Genomic DNA, 18914 nt, shown 5'->3' with positions numbered 1-18914 from the left:
TATATTATCCTGGTGAATAAGCTACCAATTTATATTCTTTGTACTTAACTCTAGGCAGAGATATACCATAGGAACCATCTGCAACCGTAAAGGTAACTCCTAATCTTTTTTCCGTTGGTGGCGTCGTAGTATTATCTATTATGTACACTACAACTGCAGCGTCTGGCAACGGATGTTCTGATGGATCATATACAATACCTGCTATAAAAATGAATGCATTTACTGATAGGGTAACATCTAGTGTAACAATTCCAGAACAAATGATCTGACAGCCTGTCAGAATAATTCTAGGTAACATCACTTAGCCTCCTAGTTGAAATCATAATCTATTTTAAGAAACTTATCTTATACATCATGCATAAGATAAGTTTCTATTAATCAAAAATTATTTGCCGAAGTACTTAATAACAAGATCGACATCTGATCTTACAGTCACACCATACCTACCATGTACATCTCCAAAAGTCTCATGATTTGGTGTGTAACCTGAAGCAGTAGTATGATTTTCCCATACTAATACTCCACCGCTGGGTAAAATAGAAGCATTATGCCTTGCTGTACCAAGTAATATCAGCATACTCCATGGTACTGTTGAAAGATTTGCAGGAAAGATGGTTCCCTGGTGAGTTGACGCTGCAAGTATATATTTTGCCACTGGTTTATAATTAGCCATAATAGGGCCTCCTCAATAAATTTTCAAAATCGATATTTCATATATATATTATGTAATAATATTGCATAATGTGACAATTCGGAATCGAATTTAGTCACGGTATCTAATCTTGTCTATAGTATGAAATATTATTTCGAACTATCATTTTATGGTCTAATAAGACATATGTTACATACCTCACGAATAAAGATTAATAATATCACAATATTAATCTTGGTTTATCAAAGAGGTCATTATGAATTACGAAGCACGTTACCAACAAGGATTAAATTCGTTATCATCAGACACAGCTTCTAGTATTTTCATACTCATGGAGTGCTATAATAACAACTTCAATCAAGAAGAAATATTAAATCTGTTAGACTTGAAATTCTGGTCATCTCAAGCAGAAACATTTCAAAATAATTACGTTAATAATATCAATCATTTCCAAATATCCATAGAGATGCCTCCATATGACCAATTGCCATTTCTGTTTATTCCATTAGACGAGAATACTTGCTTTTATTATGATAAAATCAACAACCTTATAAATGGTCCTTTGGATTTTTCCCTGTCTCCTTCATCAGAAGACGATTTCAAAGTACTTTATGAGCCAACTCTAATTTATCATGAATGGAATATTTCCTTGATGAAAGATGTTTTTGATTGCAACAGATATGGTAGTATTTATGTGATACCCGGAGACACCTATAGCCTTCTTGCTTTTGCCTCAATTTTATCATTACCCGTTATCCGTAAATATTATAATAAAACGCATGCGTTCATACTGTATTCATCCTTTACTGATTTTTTATCTAGCCTTTCATATAATGTAAATGCACCTATCCCACAAAGCATCTTATGTGATTCACCTGACGTCGATATAGACATGATAAAGCAATCTATATTAGAAATACACAATCAGCGTATAGCATGCAAACATGCTTACAAACCAATCTTGAGTATTTGTATACCCACATACAATAGAGGCCATCTGGCTCTTGAAAAAGTTCAACAATTAACTACAAGTACATATGATACTGAAATTGAATTTGTTATATCCAATAACGGCAGTACAATAGAAACTGAGGATTATCTCAATATTGAAAGAATTGCTTCTAAAGACATCCGTATCTCATATAACCATTTTGATTTTAATCATGAATTCATCGGGAATTATTGGAAAGTGCTGTTAATGTCAAATGCGAACCATGCATTATTAATGAGTGATGAAGATTATACTGTTCTTTCATCGCTTCCTCATTATCTTGGTCTTCTCATAAAACATCCCGAAATAGGTGTTATTCGCAGTGGAGACACTAGATGGTATACACCAAATAGTTTGCAAAATGCATATATTAAAGCTGGTAAGAATGCCGTATTACATTTTTTTCTCCGCAACAACTATATGTCAGGAATCCTATACAATTGTTCTGTGATAAATGAGGATTTAAGCCTCTATTTTAATCAAAATTATAATAATAATGAAGCGTTTAAACATTATCCGCATGAATTTCTTGATATGTATCTTTGCAATCATTATGACTTTATAAGCGATATCACTCCGCTTTTTATATGTGGGGATTCCTGCTTATACTCTGACTCAACTACATTATCAGGTCAATATGAATACCAGACAAAAGAATCAAGATTATTACAATTAAAAGGATTTATAGAACTAATCAACACCCTCGAAAATCTGGATGACTTAACACGCTTTCATCTCTATGTTATAGCCTGTCATAAGACATTCATGCTGTTAAAGATAAATCTTTTAAAAGAAAATGACTGGAATGAAGTCATAATAGAATGTAAAAAATGTTGCATAGATTATTTTTCATTGATTACTTTTGATAATCAAGTCATTAGCAGAAGCAATATTATAAGCCTGATTAACGAAATTGCAGCAAACTATTTATTATAAAAAATCAAAAATAAATATTTATTTCATTTGCAGTTACCAAATTAAAAGAGGCCCCCGTTATGGTTGCCTCTTCGTTTTTACATATATAATTCTATTATAATAAACTAAAATATTATTGCATTCCTTTATAAAGTGCATTTAGCAATACTCTATTTGGATCTTGACTTAATTCCCATATTGCCGCTCCGCCCAACGCTTTTGTTTTAATATACTGAGCCTTCGCGCCCATTGATTGCGGATCTTCATATGTAATAAAAGTTGAACCATTAAATAGCCATGGCACCATAGAAGTTGCGTGGAAATATCTTATAAAGCCAGGTGCATTCAAGTAATTTGCAGCTATATTTTCATAGCTTATACTTTGACCTCCTGAATATCTTTGATACAAACCATTATTTACATTTGCTGCTTCTTTATATATATAACCGTAGAAAGGAACGCCTAACACAAGTTTACTTGCTGGAAATCCTGCCTTTGTCCATGCATTTACACTTTGATCCACACTCCACTTATCTTGCATCGTACTATCCGTATTTGCGTATAATGGAGCATTAAAATCAGTGTAAGAATCCCAAGTTCCATGAATATCATATGTCATAATATTAGCATAATCGAGATATTGTTGTAAAATTCCCAATTCAGTATTATTAACATACCATTGTCCAGAAGCGCCTGCCATTGTAAGAATATATGATTTATGGTCAATCACTCCTCTTGCGTTCAATTTTTCTCTTAATTTTTGAAGTAATAAAGTAAAGTTTTGTTTATCCTCAGGTCTTCTTACATTCGTATATAATCCTCCACTTACTGGGTATTCCCAATCAATATCGACTCCATCGAATCCGTTCTTTATAATGAAATCAACACAACTGTCTGCAAATACTACTCTTGAAGCATCAGTAAGTGCTGCATCAGAAAATCTTCCTGACCAGCTCCATCCTCCAACAGAAATAATTGTTTTCAATGATGGATTAGCCTGTTTTAGTGCTTTAAGCTTAGCAAAATTACCTGGATCAACATCTGGATAACCCATCGCAATCTTTAAATCACTACCGATATTTGCAAATGCATAATTTATATGTGTCAACTTAGTTACATCTACCTTATCCGGTGTGAATCCTGAATATGCTGCCCACGCCGCATAGTAACCAACAACTTTCGTTTTAGATGTCGTTGGTGTAGTTGTAGGTGCTGTTGTAGGTGCTGTTGTTGGTGCTGTTGTTGGTGCTGTTGTTGGTGCTTGCGTTGTAGTAGGAACAACTGTCGTTGGCTCAGTTGTTGGTGCTGTTGTTGGTTGTTCAATTGTTGCCGCCAGTGTTGTAACAGTAAGAATATTACTTGGCTTTGATATATTTCCAGCTGCATCCTTTGCAACTACATAAAACTGAAAGCTTGTTGAATATGTAAGATTGCTTACAACATAGGTTGGTGTTGAAGAATTTCCAATCAAAAGATTATTTTTATATATTTGGTATGTCTTAACTCCAATATTGTCTGTGGAAGCATTCCAGGTCAATGTTGCAGAAATACTTGTAACCGATGTTGCCATTAGATTACTAGGTGCTGTAGGAACAATTCTGTCTGGTTTCGCAGCAAAAATCGTCGTAGATGAATAAGTAACAAACATAGCTATCATTAAAAAAATAGCAAATATTTTTTTATAAATCGAATTTTGTTTCATGAAATACCTCTCTCTCATATTGCTTTCGCAAGTGATTGTATACGCCCGTTTCTAACTTACAATATAATTGATCTAGCCTCAACAAATTCTCCTTCCCTTTAATTTTACATTTTATTTAGTTTACATAATTGTAACATATTTGACAATCAAAGTATATTATATGGTCCCCCCTAAAGCCTGGTAATTTCTGATAAATATGCCAGAACTTACTACATTTTAATCCTGTAAGTGTTAAAAAAGTAGCTGAATTATAGCTGCTTTTTTATTTATTAATTATAGTTTTATTTACTACTTAAAATCAATCTTCTAACTCTTTATCTCAATAATATTTAATCCGTTATAAATGTTATTGCATAATAAAAATATCGTGTGCTATAATGGGGGTCGAACATTCATCTAGGCTGTTTAGTAAATACAAAGGACTTAATATGAAAGACTTAACCAAAGGCAGTATTAATAAAGTAATATTACAATTTGCGCTTCCTATTCTTTTAGGACAATTCATTCAATTATTATATGGTGTGACTGATACATGGATAATTGGAAATATCTTAGGTGATAACGCACTTGCTGCTGTTGGATCCGTAACCCCTATTGGTGACATGATCATAGGGTTTTTAGTAGGACTTACAAATGGATTTGCAATCATTGCATCACGTTATTATGGTGCAAAGGATCATGATGGATTAAATAAATCGTTTGGAGGATCACTATTATTTGGTCTCATAACATCAATCCTATTCACCGTATTAAGCGTGGCTTTTTTACCTTCTATATTAAAGGTTATGAATATTGCTCCTGAGGAATCTGCTGCCGGAAGTGCTTACATTAAAGTGCTTATAATTGGTATGACTGCATCTATGCTCTACAATGTATTTGCAAGTATACTAAGAGCAATTGGTGATACCATAGCTCCTCTTATTTTCCTTATCATTTCTGTATTCATAAATATAGTCCTTGTGTATACCTTTGTCGGTGGAATGCATAGGGGTATCCAAGGTGCTTCTGAAGCAACCGTAATTGCACAATTGATTTCTGCTATCCTGTGCTTTATATATATTTATAGACATTATCCGATTCTGCATCTTACTAAAAGCAGCTTTTCATTTCAATCTGGATTGGCGAAACAACTCTGTGCATGTGGTTTTTCAATGGGGCTCATGAGTTCTTTAGTTTCACTAGGAACATTGATTTTACAAACCTCAATTAATACATTTTCTACAAATACAATTATAGCTCACTATGCAGCAAGAAAATTAACGAATATTTTCATGACACCATTTGGAGTTCTTGCAATGACTATGGCTTCCTTTAGTAGCCAAAATTTTGGTGCAGGCAAATACGATCGTATACGAACTGGCATAAAAAAATCCATCTTCTTTTCTTGGATATGGTGTGTTATCGTGATTATAATCTCCTATACAATTGTCCCTTTCTTAATAAAAGCAATTACCTCCACCAATTCGGAAGAGGTAATTCATACGGGTACACTATATCTGCAAGTAAATACACTTCTATATTTTGTAACAGTGGTGATTGTCATTTTAAGAAATTCACTACAAGGAATTGGAGATAATTTTACACCAATTATATCCAGTGCAATTGAACTCATTGGAAAATTTCTTACAGTAGTCCTTTTGACACCAGTGTTAGGTTATATGGGTATCATTATTTCAGAACCAATTGTATGGGTTCTGATGGTAATCCCACTAATTGTAATGATGAGAAAAAGTATCGTTTTTCAAGATTTTAATGAACTTGATTAATTTACGAATATAATTCTCATTGTTTCATTACTTTTGTTTCCTTATTTTTGTCTCCTTACTTTTGTTAAATACTATTGTTTCATTATTTTTAAGATATTAACACTTCGCTTCCAATATCTCTAACAATGCATTTCCACTACTCGTATGACATCTTACGACCTCTGAATTACACCTTTGCGCTTCAACTAATGCAGTACGAACCATCTTATGTGACACAGTGTTTGTAAACAATATAATTAGATCTGGACTTCCAATTTGCTCTTTTAAATTTCCTGCCATTTGAGTAAATATTTTCGCTTTACATTTATATTCTTTGCATATTTTTTTGTACTGACAAACCATTCTGTCATGGCCTCCTATAATTACTACACTCATAAAGAATCCTGCCTCTCTTATATTTTATCCTTAATTATTCAAATCAAGAATCTGCACTTACCCTTATGAAGCTGCCAATACTTTTCCTAAATCCTTACAACGTTGTTTCGCAGCACTGTCTGGTGCTTCTTGAATAACTACTATTTGAATTATTTCTGCGCTCATAAGACCTCCTTATCAGGTTAGTCATCGCTAACCTGATGCTATAATACACTGCTCTTCTTGTTTTTTCAATAGCCTTATTCAACTTATTTTATCAATAACATCTATATTGTTTTCCAAACACCTTTTTATTCCTTCAAAAGTTTCTTGACTTATAATATGTTCAACTTTACAAGCATCCACTTCTGCTTTCTCTCGATCCACCTTTGCATAAAACATAAAAAAGTTATATTTTACACTCCTATAATTTCTATCCAATGTGCTAATACATAGCAAAAAAAGTTAATGAGGAATCTTCTCATTAACTTTTTCTTCTACATAAAAGGTATGTAATTCGCACAAATAATCAACCCAATATCTCTCTTGTAAACTTTTCTACATTAGATATGTCTTTCGCATCTGGATGACCTTTGTGTAATAAGCTAAAAGAACCTCTACAGTGATATTCTCTTGGTTCAACCTGAATTTTTCGATCAACTAATAACTTACTAACTTGCCCATAGGTTGACTTTAGAATCGCTGCAGTACTAAAATTCACTACCTTTTTAACTTTTGGGCTAAGTGTTTCAATAAATTCTTTGATCTTAGGATCGATTCCTGCTGCATAAACAGAGCTACCCAAAAATAAAATGTCAATGTCCTCATCTATCTTAACATCCACCGTTTCAGCCTTTACTCCTGCCACTTTTGCAATTGCATCTGCCAATTTCTTAGTATTTCCTGTTTTAGAATAATATCTAACTGCTATTTTCATTTTGTTATCTCCTTTGGTTGTATACAATTTGATTGCTTGCAATGATTATATAATTTATTGTACACAATATATTTTGTTAAGTCAATCATTTTATAACGATTTCTTATTGACATCATTTTATAGTGATTTCTGATTGACCTCAAAACACATTTTTTTCCATTATATCAGAAATTTCAACCTTCACACTCAATCTCCTTGACTATAACCGACACAATATTTTGACCTTTAAGATACCCATACGTGGTTAGGCCTGCTTTAATAACCGAATTCCACTTTTGGGCGGACAAATCAAATGTAGTATCATCATCTAATACAATTGTACATATATCTTTCATACAACAGTTTCTAGCATATGCTACTTTATACATATTCTTTCGATTGATTACGCCTAATTCTTCCAAACTATTCACCAGTCGATACACCGTAGCGATCCCTATACAAGCATCTAATTTTGATGCCTTATGATATATTTCTTTACAACAAGAGCATTCATTTTCCAGAATAATATCAATAATCATAATACGTTGTTTCGTTATTCTGCATCCTTTTTCTTTCAGTTTCTCAAGAATAACTCGTCTTTTTTGATTCATTTCATTATCTGTCAATACAATACCTCCAATCTTGTTGAATTCAAATATAAATTAATGACAATGTCATTTTAATGACAATGTCCACCGCAATCTTTACAATCACCACCACACTGAATCGATTTTCCACTTTTTTTATCTTTTACCATACTCCTAACTGCAAGCGCTACAAACGCAAAAACTATAATTCCTATAATAAATGTTCCCATTCTATACCTCCGTCTAATATCTTCAAATTTCAATTTACATTTGCACCAGTAGATGCTAACTCCGAGAAGTTATATTTGTGAGAACCTGCATCCTTCTATCAATGCAGGCTCTGGTAAATTATTTTGCAAAAGCCTTGGCATTTATTTTAAGTACGTTCCTATCTTTATATGGTCTAAATAGTAAATATAGGAAAACAATTACTATTGCAAATGCCACTAAAGTGCCAACTCCAAATGTTCCCACGGTAATCAAGGTTCCTATTTGATAGACACAAAGTGCTACCACATAAGCTAATCCTGTCTGATATCCAATCGCAAACCAGAACCATTTAGCATTATTCATCTCTTTCTTAATTGCGCCCATAGCTGCGAAACAAGGAGCACAAAGAAGATTAAATACAAGGAATGAATAAGCTGCAACAGCTGTCATACTTCCTGCAAGTGTTCCCCAAATCTGAGAACCATCTTCTGCGACATCTGCAAAGCCAAATAATACACCAAATGTACCAACTACATTTTCTTTTGCCACAAGACCAGTAATTGCTGCAACCGTTGATTTCCAATCTCCCCATCCGAGTGGTGCAAATATAGGAGCAATTATACTACCCAGATTAGCAAGAAATCCATCTCTCAAATCATCGACCATAACAAATTTACCATCTATAAATCCAAAGTTAGATGTAAACCAAACCAAAATTGTAGAAACCAAAATAATTGTCCCAGCTTTTTTAATAAATGAATAGCCACGTTCCCACATGCTTCTAAGGATATTACTAACTGTTGGCATATGATAGGATGGAAGTTCCATAACAAATGGTGCTGGATCTCCTGCAAACATTTTTGTTTTCTTTAAGATAATACCGGATACAATAATCGCTCCAATTCCAACGAAATATGCACTAGGTGCCACCCACCATGCTCCATTAAATAAAGCACCTGCAATCAATGCGATAATTGGAAGCTTTGCTCCACAAGGTATAAATGTTGTTGTCATGATGGTCATTTTTCTATCACGATCGTTTTCAATTGTACGTGATGCCATAATTCCTGGAACGCCGCATCCACTACCGATCAACATAGGAATAAAGGATTTTCCAGACAAACCAAATTTTCTAAATATTCTATCCATAATAAATGCAATTCTCGCCATATATCCGCAAGCTTCTAAGAATGCTAGGAATGCAAATAAAATCAACATCTGAGGGACGAATCCGAGTACTGCTCCAACACCACCTACAATTCCATCCAGAATAAGTCCTTTTAGCCAAACTGCACAACCAACCGCATCAAGCCCTGACTCTAATGCTCCGGGGATTCCTGGAATCCATACTCCATATGCTGCCGGATCTGGTTCCCCAACTTCTAACGCATTTTCAAATTCAGATAGGTTGACTACTACCGTTTCTGTAATAGCTCCTGCTTCATCTGTAATTTCAACATCTGCATTCAAATTTGATACAGTTTCATTTTGTGAAAATGTAAGAATCGCATTTTCTAATTCAATTTCACTTGCATCATCTGATACTATTAATTCTTTTAGTGAATCAACATTGACGCCTTTTTCTTGTGCTGCAACGATGAACCCATCAATTTCTTGCTGGTATGTATCATATTCTCCTACATTTTCTTCATAGGCTGAAGAACCAATTCCTAATAGACGCCATCCATCTCCAAACACTCCATCATTTGCCCAATCTGTTGCAATCGCACCAACCGAAGTTACTGAGATATAATATACAACAAACATAACGAAAGCAAAAATAGGAAGTGCTAAAAATCTATTTGTTACAACGCTATCGATTTTATCTGAAGGCGTAAGCTTATTCTTACTCATCTTTGTATAACAGTCTTTTATAATAGAGGTTATGTACGTATATCTTTCGTTTGTAATAATGCTCTCAGAATCATCATCCAACTCTTTTTCTATCTTTTCGATTTCAGCAGTTACATCTGTGATATTATTAAGCTGTTGTGCAATCTTTTCATCTCGTTCGAAAAGTTTAATTGCAAAGAATCTTTTTTGTTCTTCTGCTACTTCAATGCCGATTTTGTCCTTAATGCTGTTTAATACGTGCTCTACTTCTGGTGAAAATTTATGAACCGCAGGCGTGGCTGCTTTATCCTTTGCAAGCTTAACAGCTTTTTCAGCAGCTTGTGTAATACCATTCCCTTTTAATGCTGAAATTTCTACAACCTCACATCCAAGATTCTTGCTCAGCTTATCAATATAGATTTTGTCACCATTCTTCTCAATAATATCCATCATATTCACAGCCATAATCACTGGTATTCCCAACTCCATAAGTTGGGTTGAAAGATATAGATTTCTTTCGATATTTGTACCATCCACAATATTAAGTATTGCATCTGGTTTTTCAGTAATTAGATAATTTCTTGCTACCACTTCCTCTAATGTATATGGTGATAATGAATAAATTCCTGGCAAATCCATAATTACGACATCTTTATGTCCCTTTAATTTACCTTCTTTTTTCTCTACTGTAACGCCTGGCCAGTTTCCTACAAACTGATTTGAACCAGTCAAGGCATTGAATAATGTTGTTTTACCGCAGTTTGGATTTCCTGCAAGTGCTATTTTAATTGACATATCTAAACTCCTATCCGCCTACTTTATGGGCATTTTATTCATTTTGGTTAGAAATATGGTATTTATTTTTTTCACATTTATAATTTTTCGCTTTTTGCTTTAACAGTTCGTCTCTTCTTACTTGAATTAGTCTATACTAACCGATGTGCAAAAAAAAATCATTCAACCTCAATTAATTCAGCATCTGCTTTCCTAAGTGAAAGCTCATATCCTCGCACTGTCACTTCCAATGGATCACCAAATGGAGCCACTTTTCTAACAAACACATCCGTGCCCTTCGTAATACCCATATCCATAATACGTCTTTTAATCGCTCCAACCCCATTCAACTTAACAACCTTCACAGTTTCTCCGCACTTAATCTCTTTCAAAGTTCTCATAGTTTCCTCATCTCTCTACATTCTCATATTAGCCTAATCTCTCTCAATGTCTCACTTTCCTAATCTCTCTCAACGCCTCACTTTCCTAATCTCTCTATTCCACTACCACCGCACCAATTTAGTAAAAGTTTCTTCCCTTACCATTTCAATCTCTGCATTTAAACGTCCCCAATATCATGATTTGAGCGTCAAACCAAATCTCATTACGTATCCGTGAATAAAAATTTCTAATTATCCATTTCCCCGCAGACCGGCTGAAAGCAGTGCTTATATTTTGTCAAGACTCAGATAAAAAATGAGCGAAGCGAGTCTTTTTATCATCTCTGAGGCTTGTAAAAAATATACTGCTTGAAGGAAAGGCAAGGCGAAATGGATAATTAGAAATTCTTATTCACTCGACACACCTAAGGTCTACCACCCAAATCATATCATAATCTTAATGGCCATATCTTTCCCAATTGCTATCCTTGAATCTTTAACATTAACAATCATATTCCCTCTAATTTCTGAGATAACAGTTACTAACCCACCAGTTACAAATCCTAAATTTTCTAAAAATCTTCTTGTTTCTTCTTTACCGCCAACTTTTTTAATCAAATTAGCTTCACCTGTTTTCGCCATTGTCAAAGGCATCATATCTCATCTTCTTTCTAGGTCTAATGGCCCGACTTCTGTCGAGACTATATATAATAACTTCATTAACTTCTTCACGTTAGTTAGTATATTCTAACTCGGATTAGTTGTCAATAACCTTATTGATATTTTTTATCAGTTGTATTCTTATTTATTTGAAATATTTTCCTCTATATGTTATACTTTCTTAACTAAGTTATATGCAACTAACCGTAAATCCAACGCGAAGAGAGGAATTATAGTATGAGTATACATGAATCATCAGAAAATTATTTAGAGACAATTTTGGTATTGAGCCAACGATTACCTGCCGTTCGCTCAATCGATATTGCAACTGAGCTTGACTTTAAAAAGTCCAGTGTAAGCGTCGCTATGAAAAGCCTTCGGGAAAATGGATACATAACAGTTACCGAAGCCGGATATATTTTTCTTACCGACTCAGGAAAGGGAATTGCAGATATGATTTATGAAAGACATAATCTTCTTTCAGCATGGTTAGAATTTTTAGGAGTTGATGCTAAGATAGCAACAGAAGATGCATGCCGCATGGAGCATGTTATAAGTAAAGAAAGTTTCGAAGCGATTAAGACACATGTAAAAGCTCATTTATAAATAGATCAACATTTTTCTTGGCATAATTCTACAAAGTATTGAAATAACTTTTTCGAATTTTTATCAGTATTTATTAACGTCTCTGGATGCCACTGTACCCCAATAATACGCCCATCTTCCGATTCACAGGCTTCTAATATGTGATCCAAAGAATAGGCTGTTGGAAGTAAGGTTTTTGCAAGATCTTTCACAGCCTGATGATGGTAGCTATTTACATATATTTTGTCTTGCTGATACAAGCGATAAAGAACGCTATCTGAAATAAGCGACACTGAGTGTGTCATCTCATCTCGAATACTAATACTCTGATTATGGCAAATTGTTGCAGCCTTCTGTGCATCGATATCCTGATAAAGTGTTCCTCCCAAAGCCACATTTAAAATTTGAATTCCTCGACAAATAGCCAGAATTGGCTTTTCCTGTTTCTTTGCCTCAAGAATTAATCGAATTTCATACAAATCTATGTTATGGATTGACATGCCGGCTTCTTTAAGTGGTTCTTCTTTGTACAAACGAGGGGAGATATCGATTCCACCCGGAAGCAGCAAACCATCCAATTTTTCAACTATATTTCTACATTCCATCAAATCTGTCGTATAAGGTATTAGAATCGGCGTTCCTCCAGAAAGAAGAATCGCATTGATATAAGTTGATTTCGTTACAAAAGAGGCATTATCCTGATAGTTATATGCAGTTATTCCAATCAATGGTTTCAATTTCAATATACCTTCTTTCCATTTTACTACACTCTATTGAAAAACGAGACTTTCGTATGCGCCTGATAGATTTCGCCTGGCTTTAAAATCGGTGATAGAAAATTTTTCTCATTCACCGCGTTTGGATGGTACTGTGGTTCTAGACAGAAACCATGATGAGAATCATACATTACGCCATTTTTCCCAACATTCTTTTCCATATAACCGCTCGTATAAAATTGGATTCCCACCGTATCGGTATAGAAATCCATTGCAATACCGCTATCTTCACAAAATACCTGCGCTGCCAACTTCAATTTTCCAGGTAATGTATCTAATACATAATTATGATTATATCCATTTCCATATGTCAATTGGATAAAATCTTCATTTGCATCGCGTGCAATAGTTTTTTCTTGGCGAAAATCCAGAGGTGTTCCCGCTACCTTTTCGAAGGCTCCAGTTGGGATTGCCTCTGCACTGCTAAAAGGCGTATATTCCTGTGCATGAATACAAAGTTTATGTCCTTCAATGGAACCAGAATCATGACCACCAAGATTATAATAAGCATGATTGGTAAAGTTTGCGACTGTCGTTTTATCAGTTTCCCCAAAGTAATCTATTTTGAGTTCATCGCTGTCGGTAAGTGAATAAATCACTTTTGCAGCTAGATTCCCTGGGAACCCCTGCTCCATATCTTTGCTATAATAAGTAAACGTAATCGTATCATTTCTATCTTCTTCTACTTTCGCATCCCAGATCACGTTATGAAAACCATTGCTGCCACTATGTAGATTATTTCTATTGTCATTTTGCTCTATCTGATATGTATGACCATCTATAACACATTGCGCGAAGGCAATTCGATTGGCATTTCGACCAATCGTAGCACCAAAACAATTTGTTTGCTTTTCATATTCTGTCGTATTGTCACATCCTAAGATCACATCTCTCATCTTTCCCATCTTATCTTTTACAAAAAGAGAGACCATCGTTGCCCCTAAATTCATTACTTTTAACTGCACCCCATTTTGATTTTCTAATGTATATAATTTTACAGGTTCGTTTAATATCGTATCTCCAAAATTTTCTATTAACATAAGTATAAAATTTCCTTTCTAGATTAAAGTTTATTTCGTTCTAAGTAAAATATGCACCACTCTTAATATATCAAAAAACAATGGGACCGTTGGGACGCCATTGTTTAGTTTATTATATTCACTTTTTCTAACTGTGTCAACATAAACGGTTCCTTTATTTCCCAATTTCATCGGCAAATGTAAGTACCGAAACAACAAAATTCGGAGTTATAGAGAATGATTTATATATCCTAAATTAACATTAAAAAGCCAAATCACAACGACACTAATAAGCACTCCGATAATAATTCCTGCCAATATATCAGATGGATAATGAACATACAAATATAGTCTTGAAAATGCTATTAAAGAAGCTAATATAAATGCCGCAACTCCCATGTTTGTATTTGCTTGAAATATCACACACGCAGCTGCAAAAGATGACATCGTATGACCGGATGGGAAAGAAAAATCAGTAGGTCTTGCAATCAATAATGATATAACTGTGTTCATATCACAAGGCCTAGTTCTCTCCACCAACGGTTTTAAGGTGAGATTTCCTATCAAAAAACATGCTAATAAGGAACATATTAGCACAAATCCATAGGTATGATATCTTCCACTATTCAAAAAAGCAAGTGCTACGACAATCCAAATAATGGCTGCATTTCCAAGCTTCGTTATAAATGGCATAACAAAGTCTAAAAAACGGCATCTCATGTGAGTTCGAATTGATTCCATTACCGTATTATCAAAATTTCTAATTATATTCATACTTACTTTCATACTCACTTTCAACCTTTCATCATTCATTTTATTTTCACTATGATTATAGCAGTAGTCAGTTTCATTTGTAATTATATCATAACATATACATATCCTAATGATTTAATTTATAAATATGACAAATTATTTTTGTATAGTATTGATAACCCATATATTTTTTCAACGCTTTCCGCAAATTTTTCTTTTGAGTATCTTTGTGCTACCTCTCTTGAACATTTTTTATATTTTATTTTTAACTCTTTATGTTCGATAAAATATTTTATAAATTCTTTGAATTCTATAAAAGTGGAGTATTGGAATCCATTTTCATAGTTGTATAATACTTCATTTAAACAGTCATCTTTCCTGCATAATAGCGGAACTCCATTTGCTAATGCTTCTATGTAAGTAAGTCCTTGTGTCTCACTTGTAGATGCACTTACAAATATATCCGCCATCTGGTAATATTCATTCACATCATCCCGATTCACTCTACCTGTGAAAATAATATTCTTGAAGTTTGAAATACTATGTGCATATTTTTCTAACGCATAGCGCTCTGGACCATCTCCAACAATAAGTAACGATATTTTATCTATTTCAAGGTTATCCATAAATTCTATCAGTTCATTGAGATTTTTTTCTTTGGCCAATCTGCCTAAATAGATTAACACTAGATTTTCTGCTGGGATTCCCAATTGCTCTTTCTTGTCTAAAATTGTACTTATTGGTACCTGTACGAAATATTTTTTTAAATCTATTCCGGTTGGAACTGTATATATAGGTTTACTTATTTTATAATTGCACAATAGTATTTTCACCTTATCCGTCGGTGCAATTACAATTTGCGTTTGATTTAAAATGATTTTTGAAAATAATTTCACTACATTATATCCAACAATCTCGCTTTTCGAAAAATAATGGGTATAATCTTCATAAACGGTATGATATGTATGCACAATTGGTGCATTTACGCGCTTTGCAATAATCTTAGCTAAAAAATAGGTGCTAAATTCACATTGTGAATGAATGATTTCTGGTTTCCAACTAACAATATCCTTCAGTTGCTTATTTCCTATACTGCGCATAATTCTGGCCTGTGGATAGACCTTCCCTGCACTTATCGATTTAATATAATAAGTATCCGGTTCCTCTTCTACCTGTTGGTCTTGCTGTAACGTTAAAACACGTACTTCATGACCTCTTTTTATAAGTTCTTGCTTTAAATTAAGTATTGATGTAACCACTCCATTCAGAGTGGGTAAATATAAATCTGTTGTAATTAATATTTTCATTTTCAAAACATCCCTTCACGATTAGATTATATTATCACTACATTAACAATACATTTTTGTAAATATCTTTTAATTTGTTTCCAACATTACTGATTTCTTTTTCTTTCACAAGCTCATAAGCATTGTTTGTAATATTCAAAATATTACTACATAATATGTTTTGTGCTAAATTTTCAAACTCTACAATATTAGTTCCTTTGTATAGGGACTTCCCATGTATGAATTCTTGTTGGTATATTGGAATGTCTCGAATAATTATAGGTATTTTCATTGCCATTGCTTCTAATAAAACAATTCCTTCTGTCTCCTCATATGTTAAAAACAAAAATAAGTCACTACCAACATAAGCATCTCTAAGTTCTTCATTTGAAACATACCCTGGGAAGAAAACATTTGTTGTTTTATTATGAATAGCCTCCTTGATCTTCGTAGGAATCATTCTTAGGTTCGTATGGCCAAACCAGATAAACTTATATTCGGGCATCTCTCCTGCCAATTTCAAAAAATCTATAATTCCCTTACGCTCTATATAATGTCCCACCGAAATAATAACTTTTTCATTATCTTTTATATCATATTTTTCTCTAAACCTACTTCCATTTCCACTTTCTCTTTTATAGAAATCCAAATCAATTCCATTTGAGATAGCATAAATAGGTTTTTCAATTCCATAACTCTCCAAAAGTTTTTTAGAATAATTTGTTGGAGTTATAATAACATCCCCTAAACCATAGCAGAATTTGATCCATTTTTTAAACAACGGAGCAAAGAAATCAGAACCTCTAAATGATTTTTTAAAATCTTCCATTGTTGAATGCCCATAATATATGATTTTTTTCCCTTTTCTTTTTAATATATATGCAGCAATTGCGCTATCTGGAAATATCGTATTAAATTGAGCAATATCATATTCATTTTTAAATTTAAGTGTAAAAGGAATATGGTTTACGAACAAGGCTTTCTTTTGATGTTCGTATGACACACCGATGCCACTTTTATTCACAATACGAATTCCACCATGATATAATAAGACTTTCATTATCCCCCTTATCTTGTGACTTGCCTTCGCAAGACACAATCACAAGTTTGTGCCGCAGGCGCAAATCTTGTGGCTGAAAGATTTTCTTTCAACCTTTTCTCGTATTAGATAATACTTATCAACTTTGTAACGATAAAATTTAATCCAAATGAATATGCTATAATTCCAAATGGCTTTCCAAGCAAAATTATTTTTGCAAATTTACGGTATGTTATCTTTGTAAGGCCTGCTAGATAGCATAAAAAATCATCTGGTGCTAATGGAAAATATATTGCCATTGCAAACCATTTATCAAATTTGCTATTTTCTTCAATCAAGTATTTATATTTACCAAATAATTTGTGCTTTGTAATCGATTTTACGAAATCACTACCCAGCTTTCTTGATAAATAAAATGCAGCAAATGAACCTAAGCAGATGCCAATATAATTGTATATTGTACCTACAACTGGCCCCCAAAAAATAATACCTGCTATGCATCCAATACTTCCAGGTAATATCGGAAATATTACCTGGACTATCTGAAACAAGATGAATATGATTGGTGCCCAAATTCCAAAGAATTCTAAAAATTGTTTTAACGAGTCTTGTGATGAAAATAAATGATTTTGAATTCCATATATTATAAATATAAAGGTTAAAATCATACCAATTATGGTAATTCCATTCAATAGACTCGCTCTACTTATTCTTCCGTTTCCATGAAATATGCTAACTATAAACATTTTGAACATATCTATTTCTTCCTTTATTCAAGAAATTATATAAAACTATACTGATTTCTATTGACTTATTAATATCTAACTGACAACTTGGCTCTTCCGTTTTATATTCAATTAGGATTGTTTCAATTGTGTCAACAATGTTATTGTAAGTCTCAATATTTCCTCTATCCTTAATATCCATATGTATTTCTTTTCGTTTTTTTAATAAGTATCGATTTATTTTTCTCTCATATACCATATGCTCCTGCAGATTACCCGCATCACCTGTTCTGTGGACATAGCAACAAAAATCATTAAAATAATGTACCACCTTACCAAATTCATACATAAAGCTACCATTTATCTCTACTTTGTTCTTCAAAATTTCAATTTGTTTGTAAATGTATTCTGAGGATTTTACATAATAATGAGGATACTTAAATTGTTTAATACTAAAATCTGGTTCCATAGTACCTATATAAAACATAATCTTTTTATATAGCGGCAGTTTATAACTATTTAATTTTTTTTCTATTTCATTCATAGCCAAACGAGCCATATTACAATGCGTTCTTATTTTCATTTACATTTCCTCCTATGCTAATATTTCTTTCAGCATATCTTATATTAAACCTTAGTTCTATCTTAGATGTGTAAAAAGTTAGTACATTCTGTGTAATATAAAAAAATCAGAATGTAATTTAGCATAAAAAATGCACAAATTTATTGGTATTTTTCTATGATTTGGCTCATTGATAATATCGTTTTACTATGGTATTTTTAATATATAAAAAAGTGGAGGTGAAATACAATGTCTTACAAAATTGATAGTGATGCCTGTGAAATGTGCGGTGCCTGTAAAAGTGCCTGTCCAGTTTCTGCGATTTCAATGGTGGGTGCATTTTATAGCGTGGATGAAGAGCTTTGTCTAGATTGTGGTGCTTGTGAAGGTGAATGTGGTTTTCATGCAATATCTGCCCAATAGTAATGT

At 33.3% G+C, this 18914-nt stretch carries 21 protein-coding genes; 4 read left to right on the top strand and 17 right to left on the bottom strand.

All coding sequences use genetic code 11. The annotated features are described in order from the left end of the window. Nucleotides 1-4: 4 nt before the first annotated feature. Both BMY18_RS10235 and BMY18_RS10230 read right to left on the bottom strand, forming a co-directional pair. A complete protein-coding gene (locus BMY18_RS10235) occupies nt 5-298 on the bottom strand; it encodes a peptidase associated/transthyretin-like domain-containing protein (RefSeq protein WP_092453652.1) in 294 nt (97 codons plus the stop codon). 87 nt (nt 299-385) lie between these two features. Next, nucleotides 386-673 carry a hypothetical protein gene (locus tag BMY18_RS10230; RefSeq protein WP_092453650.1) on the bottom strand — a complete coding sequence of 96 codons (288 nt, stop codon included), beginning with the start codon at nt 671-673 and terminating at the stop codon, nt 386-388. Nucleotides 674-908: 235 nt separating this feature from the next. On the opposite strand from BMY18_RS10230, the gene BMY18_RS10225 reads away from it, so the two are divergent. Further along, on the top strand, nt 909-2579 hold the full coding sequence (locus tag BMY18_RS10225) for a glycosyltransferase (protein ID WP_092453648.1): 1671 nt from the start codon (nt 909-911) through the stop codon (nt 2577-2579). 112 nt (nt 2580-2691) lie between these two features. Here the strand turns inward: BMY18_RS10225 and BMY18_RS10220 are convergent, their stop codons facing one another. Further along, nucleotides 2692-4260, bottom strand: coding sequence for a glycoside hydrolase family 18 protein (locus BMY18_RS10220; protein ID WP_207647443.1), 1569 nt, complete (start codon nt 4258-4260; stop codon nt 2692-2694). A gap of 377 nt (nt 4261-4637) precedes the next feature. On the opposite strand from BMY18_RS10220, the gene BMY18_RS10215 reads away from it, so the two are divergent. Beyond that, the gene (locus tag BMY18_RS10215) at nt 4638-6026 is read left to right on the top strand and encodes an MATE family efflux transporter (RefSeq protein ID WP_242941011.1); all 1389 of its coding nucleotides are present in this window, start codon (nt 4638-4640) and stop codon (nt 6024-6026) included. Between the two features lie 96 nt (nt 6027-6122). Here the strand turns inward: BMY18_RS10215 and BMY18_RS10210 are convergent, their stop codons facing one another. The 7 genes from BMY18_RS10210 to BMY18_RS10175 all read right to left on the bottom strand — a co-directional run bounded on the left by BMY18_RS10210 (nt 6123) and on the right by BMY18_RS10175 (nt 11737). Then, a complete protein-coding gene (locus BMY18_RS10210) occupies nt 6123-6401 on the bottom strand; it encodes a DUF2325 domain-containing protein (RefSeq protein WP_092453642.1) in 279 nt (92 codons plus the stop codon). Nucleotides 6402-6909: 508 nt separating this feature from the next. After that, the gene (locus tag BMY18_RS10200) at nt 6910-7317 is read right to left on the bottom strand and encodes a flavodoxin family protein (protein WP_092453638.1); all 408 of its coding nucleotides are present in this window, start codon (nt 7315-7317) and stop codon (nt 6910-6912) included. Nucleotides 7318-7490: 173 nt separating this feature from the next. Next, nucleotides 7491-7922: a transcriptional repressor gene (locus BMY18_RS10195; protein ID WP_242941010.1), complete on the bottom strand. Its 432-nt coding sequence runs from the start codon at nt 7920-7922 to the stop codon at nt 7491-7493. A gap of 53 nt (nt 7923-7975) precedes the next feature. Continuing rightward, entirely contained in the window at nt 7976-8113 is a 138-nt protein-coding gene (locus tag BMY18_RS10190) for a FeoB-associated Cys-rich membrane protein (protein WP_092453636.1), read from the bottom strand. Nucleotides 8114-8231: 118 nt separating this feature from the next. Next, nucleotides 8232-10721 carry a ferrous iron transport protein B gene (gene feoB / locus BMY18_RS10185; RefSeq protein ID WP_092453634.1) on the bottom strand — a complete coding sequence of 830 codons (2490 nt, stop codon included), beginning with the start codon at nt 10719-10721 and terminating at the stop codon, nt 8232-8234. A 158-nt stretch (nt 10722-10879) separates the two neighbouring features. After that, nucleotides 10880-11101, bottom strand: coding sequence for a FeoA family protein (locus BMY18_RS10180; RefSeq protein WP_092453632.1), 222 nt, complete (start codon nt 11099-11101; stop codon nt 10880-10882). 423 nt (nt 11102-11524) lie between these two features. Further along, the gene (locus tag BMY18_RS10175) at nt 11525-11737 is read right to left on the bottom strand and encodes a FeoA family protein (RefSeq protein WP_092453630.1); all 213 of its coding nucleotides are present in this window, start codon (nt 11735-11737) and stop codon (nt 11525-11527) included. Between the two features lie 240 nt (nt 11738-11977). On the opposite strand from BMY18_RS10175, the gene BMY18_RS10170 reads away from it, so the two are divergent. Continuing rightward, nucleotides 11978-12346, top strand: coding sequence for a metal-dependent transcriptional regulator (locus tag BMY18_RS10170; RefSeq protein WP_092453628.1), 369 nt, complete (start codon nt 11978-11980; stop codon nt 12344-12346). A gap of 5 nt (nt 12347-12351) precedes the next feature. Here BMY18_RS10170 and BMY18_RS10165 read toward each other — a convergent pair whose 3' ends face one another. The 7 genes from BMY18_RS10165 to BMY18_RS10135 all read right to left on the bottom strand — a co-directional run bounded on the left by BMY18_RS10165 (nt 12352) and on the right by BMY18_RS10135 (nt 18506). Continuing rightward, the gene (locus BMY18_RS10165; RefSeq protein WP_170841370.1) at nt 12352-13068 is read right to left on the bottom strand and encodes a gamma-glutamyl-gamma-aminobutyrate hydrolase family protein; all 717 of its coding nucleotides are present in this window, start codon (nt 13066-13068) and stop codon (nt 12352-12354) included. A gap of 20 nt (nt 13069-13088) precedes the next feature. Beyond that, complete coding sequence (locus tag BMY18_RS10160) at nt 13089-14141, bottom strand: aldose epimerase family protein (RefSeq protein ID WP_092453624.1); 1053 nt, start codon at nt 14139-14141, stop codon at nt 13089-13091. A gap of 207 nt (nt 14142-14348) precedes the next feature. Beyond that, nucleotides 14349-14906 carry a phosphatase PAP2 family protein gene (locus tag BMY18_RS10155; RefSeq protein ID WP_242941009.1) on the bottom strand — a complete coding sequence of 186 codons (558 nt, stop codon included), beginning with the start codon at nt 14904-14906 and terminating at the stop codon, nt 14349-14351. Nucleotides 14907-15013: 107 nt separating this feature from the next. Then, the gene (locus tag BMY18_RS10150) at nt 15014-16180 is read right to left on the bottom strand and encodes a glycosyltransferase (RefSeq protein ID WP_092453622.1); all 1167 of its coding nucleotides are present in this window, start codon (nt 16178-16180) and stop codon (nt 15014-15016) included. Nucleotides 16181-16217: 37 nt separating this feature from the next. Continuing rightward, nucleotides 16218-17219, bottom strand: coding sequence for a glycosyltransferase (locus BMY18_RS10145; protein ID WP_092453620.1), 1002 nt, complete (start codon nt 17217-17219; stop codon nt 16218-16220). A 104-nt stretch (nt 17220-17323) separates the two neighbouring features. Continuing rightward, on the bottom strand, nt 17324-17953 hold the full coding sequence (locus BMY18_RS10140; protein ID WP_242941008.1) for a TVP38/TMEM64 family protein: 630 nt from the start codon (nt 17951-17953) through the stop codon (nt 17324-17326). Next, complete coding sequence (locus tag BMY18_RS10135) at nt 17931-18506, bottom strand: zinc dependent phospholipase C family protein (RefSeq protein WP_092453618.1); 576 nt, start codon at nt 18504-18506, stop codon at nt 17931-17933. The genes BMY18_RS10140 and BMY18_RS10135 overlap by 23 nt, the downstream gene beginning before the upstream one ends. A gap of 228 nt (nt 18507-18734) precedes the next feature. On the opposite strand from BMY18_RS10135, the gene BMY18_RS10130 reads away from it, so the two are divergent. Further along, nucleotides 18735-18908, top strand: coding sequence for an indolepyruvate ferredoxin oxidoreductase subunit alpha (locus BMY18_RS10130; protein ID WP_092453616.1), 174 nt, complete (start codon nt 18735-18737; stop codon nt 18906-18908). The last annotated feature ends 6 nt before the right edge of the window (nt 18909-18914 follow it).

Origin of the sequence: [Clostridium] fimetarium (assembly GCF_900111235.1) — a bacterium.
Lineage (GTDB): Bacteria > Bacillota > Clostridia > Lachnospirales > Lachnospiraceae > Clostridium_N > Clostridium_N fimetarium.
Note: the sequence above shows the minus strand (reverse complement) of the source record. Positions and strands in the feature narration are given on the sequence as shown.

Coding starts and splice junctions, on each gene's coding strand:
- feoB (WP_092453634.1), bottom strand. CDS start 10,721: ATGTCAATTAAAATAGCACTTGCAGGAAATCCAAACTGCGGTAAAACA.
- BMY18_RS10150 (WP_092453622.1), bottom strand. CDS start 16,180: ATGAAAATATTAATTACAACAGATTTATATTTACCCACTCTGAATGGA.
- BMY18_RS10175 (WP_092453630.1), bottom strand. CDS start 11,737: ATGATGCCTTTGACAATGGCGAAAACAGGTGAAGCTAATTTGATTAAA.
- BMY18_RS10200 (WP_092453638.1), bottom strand. CDS start 7,317: ATGAAAATAGCAGTTAGATATTATTCTAAAACAGGAAATACTAAGAAA.
- BMY18_RS10180 (WP_092453632.1), bottom strand. CDS start 11,101: ATGAGAACTTTGAAAGAGATTAAGTGCGGAGAAACTGTGAAGGTTGTT.
- BMY18_RS10170 (WP_092453628.1), top strand. CDS start 11,978: ATGAGTATACATGAATCATCAGAAAATTATTTAGAGACAATTTTGGTA.
- BMY18_RS10135 (WP_092453618.1), bottom strand. CDS start 18,506: ATGAAAATAAGAACGCATTGTAATATGGCTCGTTTGGCTATGAATGAA.
- BMY18_RS10155 (WP_242941009.1), bottom strand. CDS start 14,906: ATGAAAGTAAGTATGAATATAATTAGAAATTTTGATAATACGGTAATG.
- BMY18_RS10215 (WP_242941011.1), top strand. CDS start 4,638: ATGGGGGTCGAACATTCATCTAGGCTGTTTAGTAAATACAAAGGACTT.
- BMY18_RS10225 (WP_092453648.1), top strand. CDS start 909: ATGAATTACGAAGCACGTTACCAACAAGGATTAAATTCGTTATCATCA.
- BMY18_RS10190 (WP_092453636.1), bottom strand. CDS start 8,113: ATGGGAACATTTATTATAGGAATTATAGTTTTTGCGTTTGTAGCGCTT.
- BMY18_RS10160 (WP_092453624.1), bottom strand. CDS start 14,141: ATGTTAATAGAAAATTTTGGAGATACGATATTAAACGAACCTGTAAAA.
- BMY18_RS10230 (WP_092453650.1), bottom strand. CDS start 673: ATGGCTAATTATAAACCAGTGGCAAAATATATACTTGCAGCGTCAACT.
- BMY18_RS10220 (WP_207647443.1), bottom strand. CDS start 4,260: ATGAAACAAAATTCGATTTATAAAAAAATATTTGCTATTTTTTTAATG.
- BMY18_RS10235 (WP_092453652.1), bottom strand. CDS start 298: ATGTTACCTAGAATTATTCTGACAGGCTGTCAGATCATTTGTTCTGGA.
- BMY18_RS10130 (WP_092453616.1), top strand. CDS start 18,735: ATGTCTTACAAAATTGATAGTGATGCCTGTGAAATGTGCGGTGCCTGT.
- BMY18_RS10145 (WP_092453620.1), bottom strand. CDS start 17,219: ATGAAAGTCTTATTATATCATGGTGGAATTCGTATTGTGAATAAAAGT.
- BMY18_RS10210 (WP_092453642.1), bottom strand. CDS start 6,401: ATGAGTGTAGTAATTATAGGAGGCCATGACAGAATGGTTTGTCAGTAC.
- BMY18_RS10140 (WP_242941008.1), bottom strand. CDS start 17,953: ATGTTCAAAATGTTTATAGTTAGCATATTTCATGGAAACGGAAGAATA.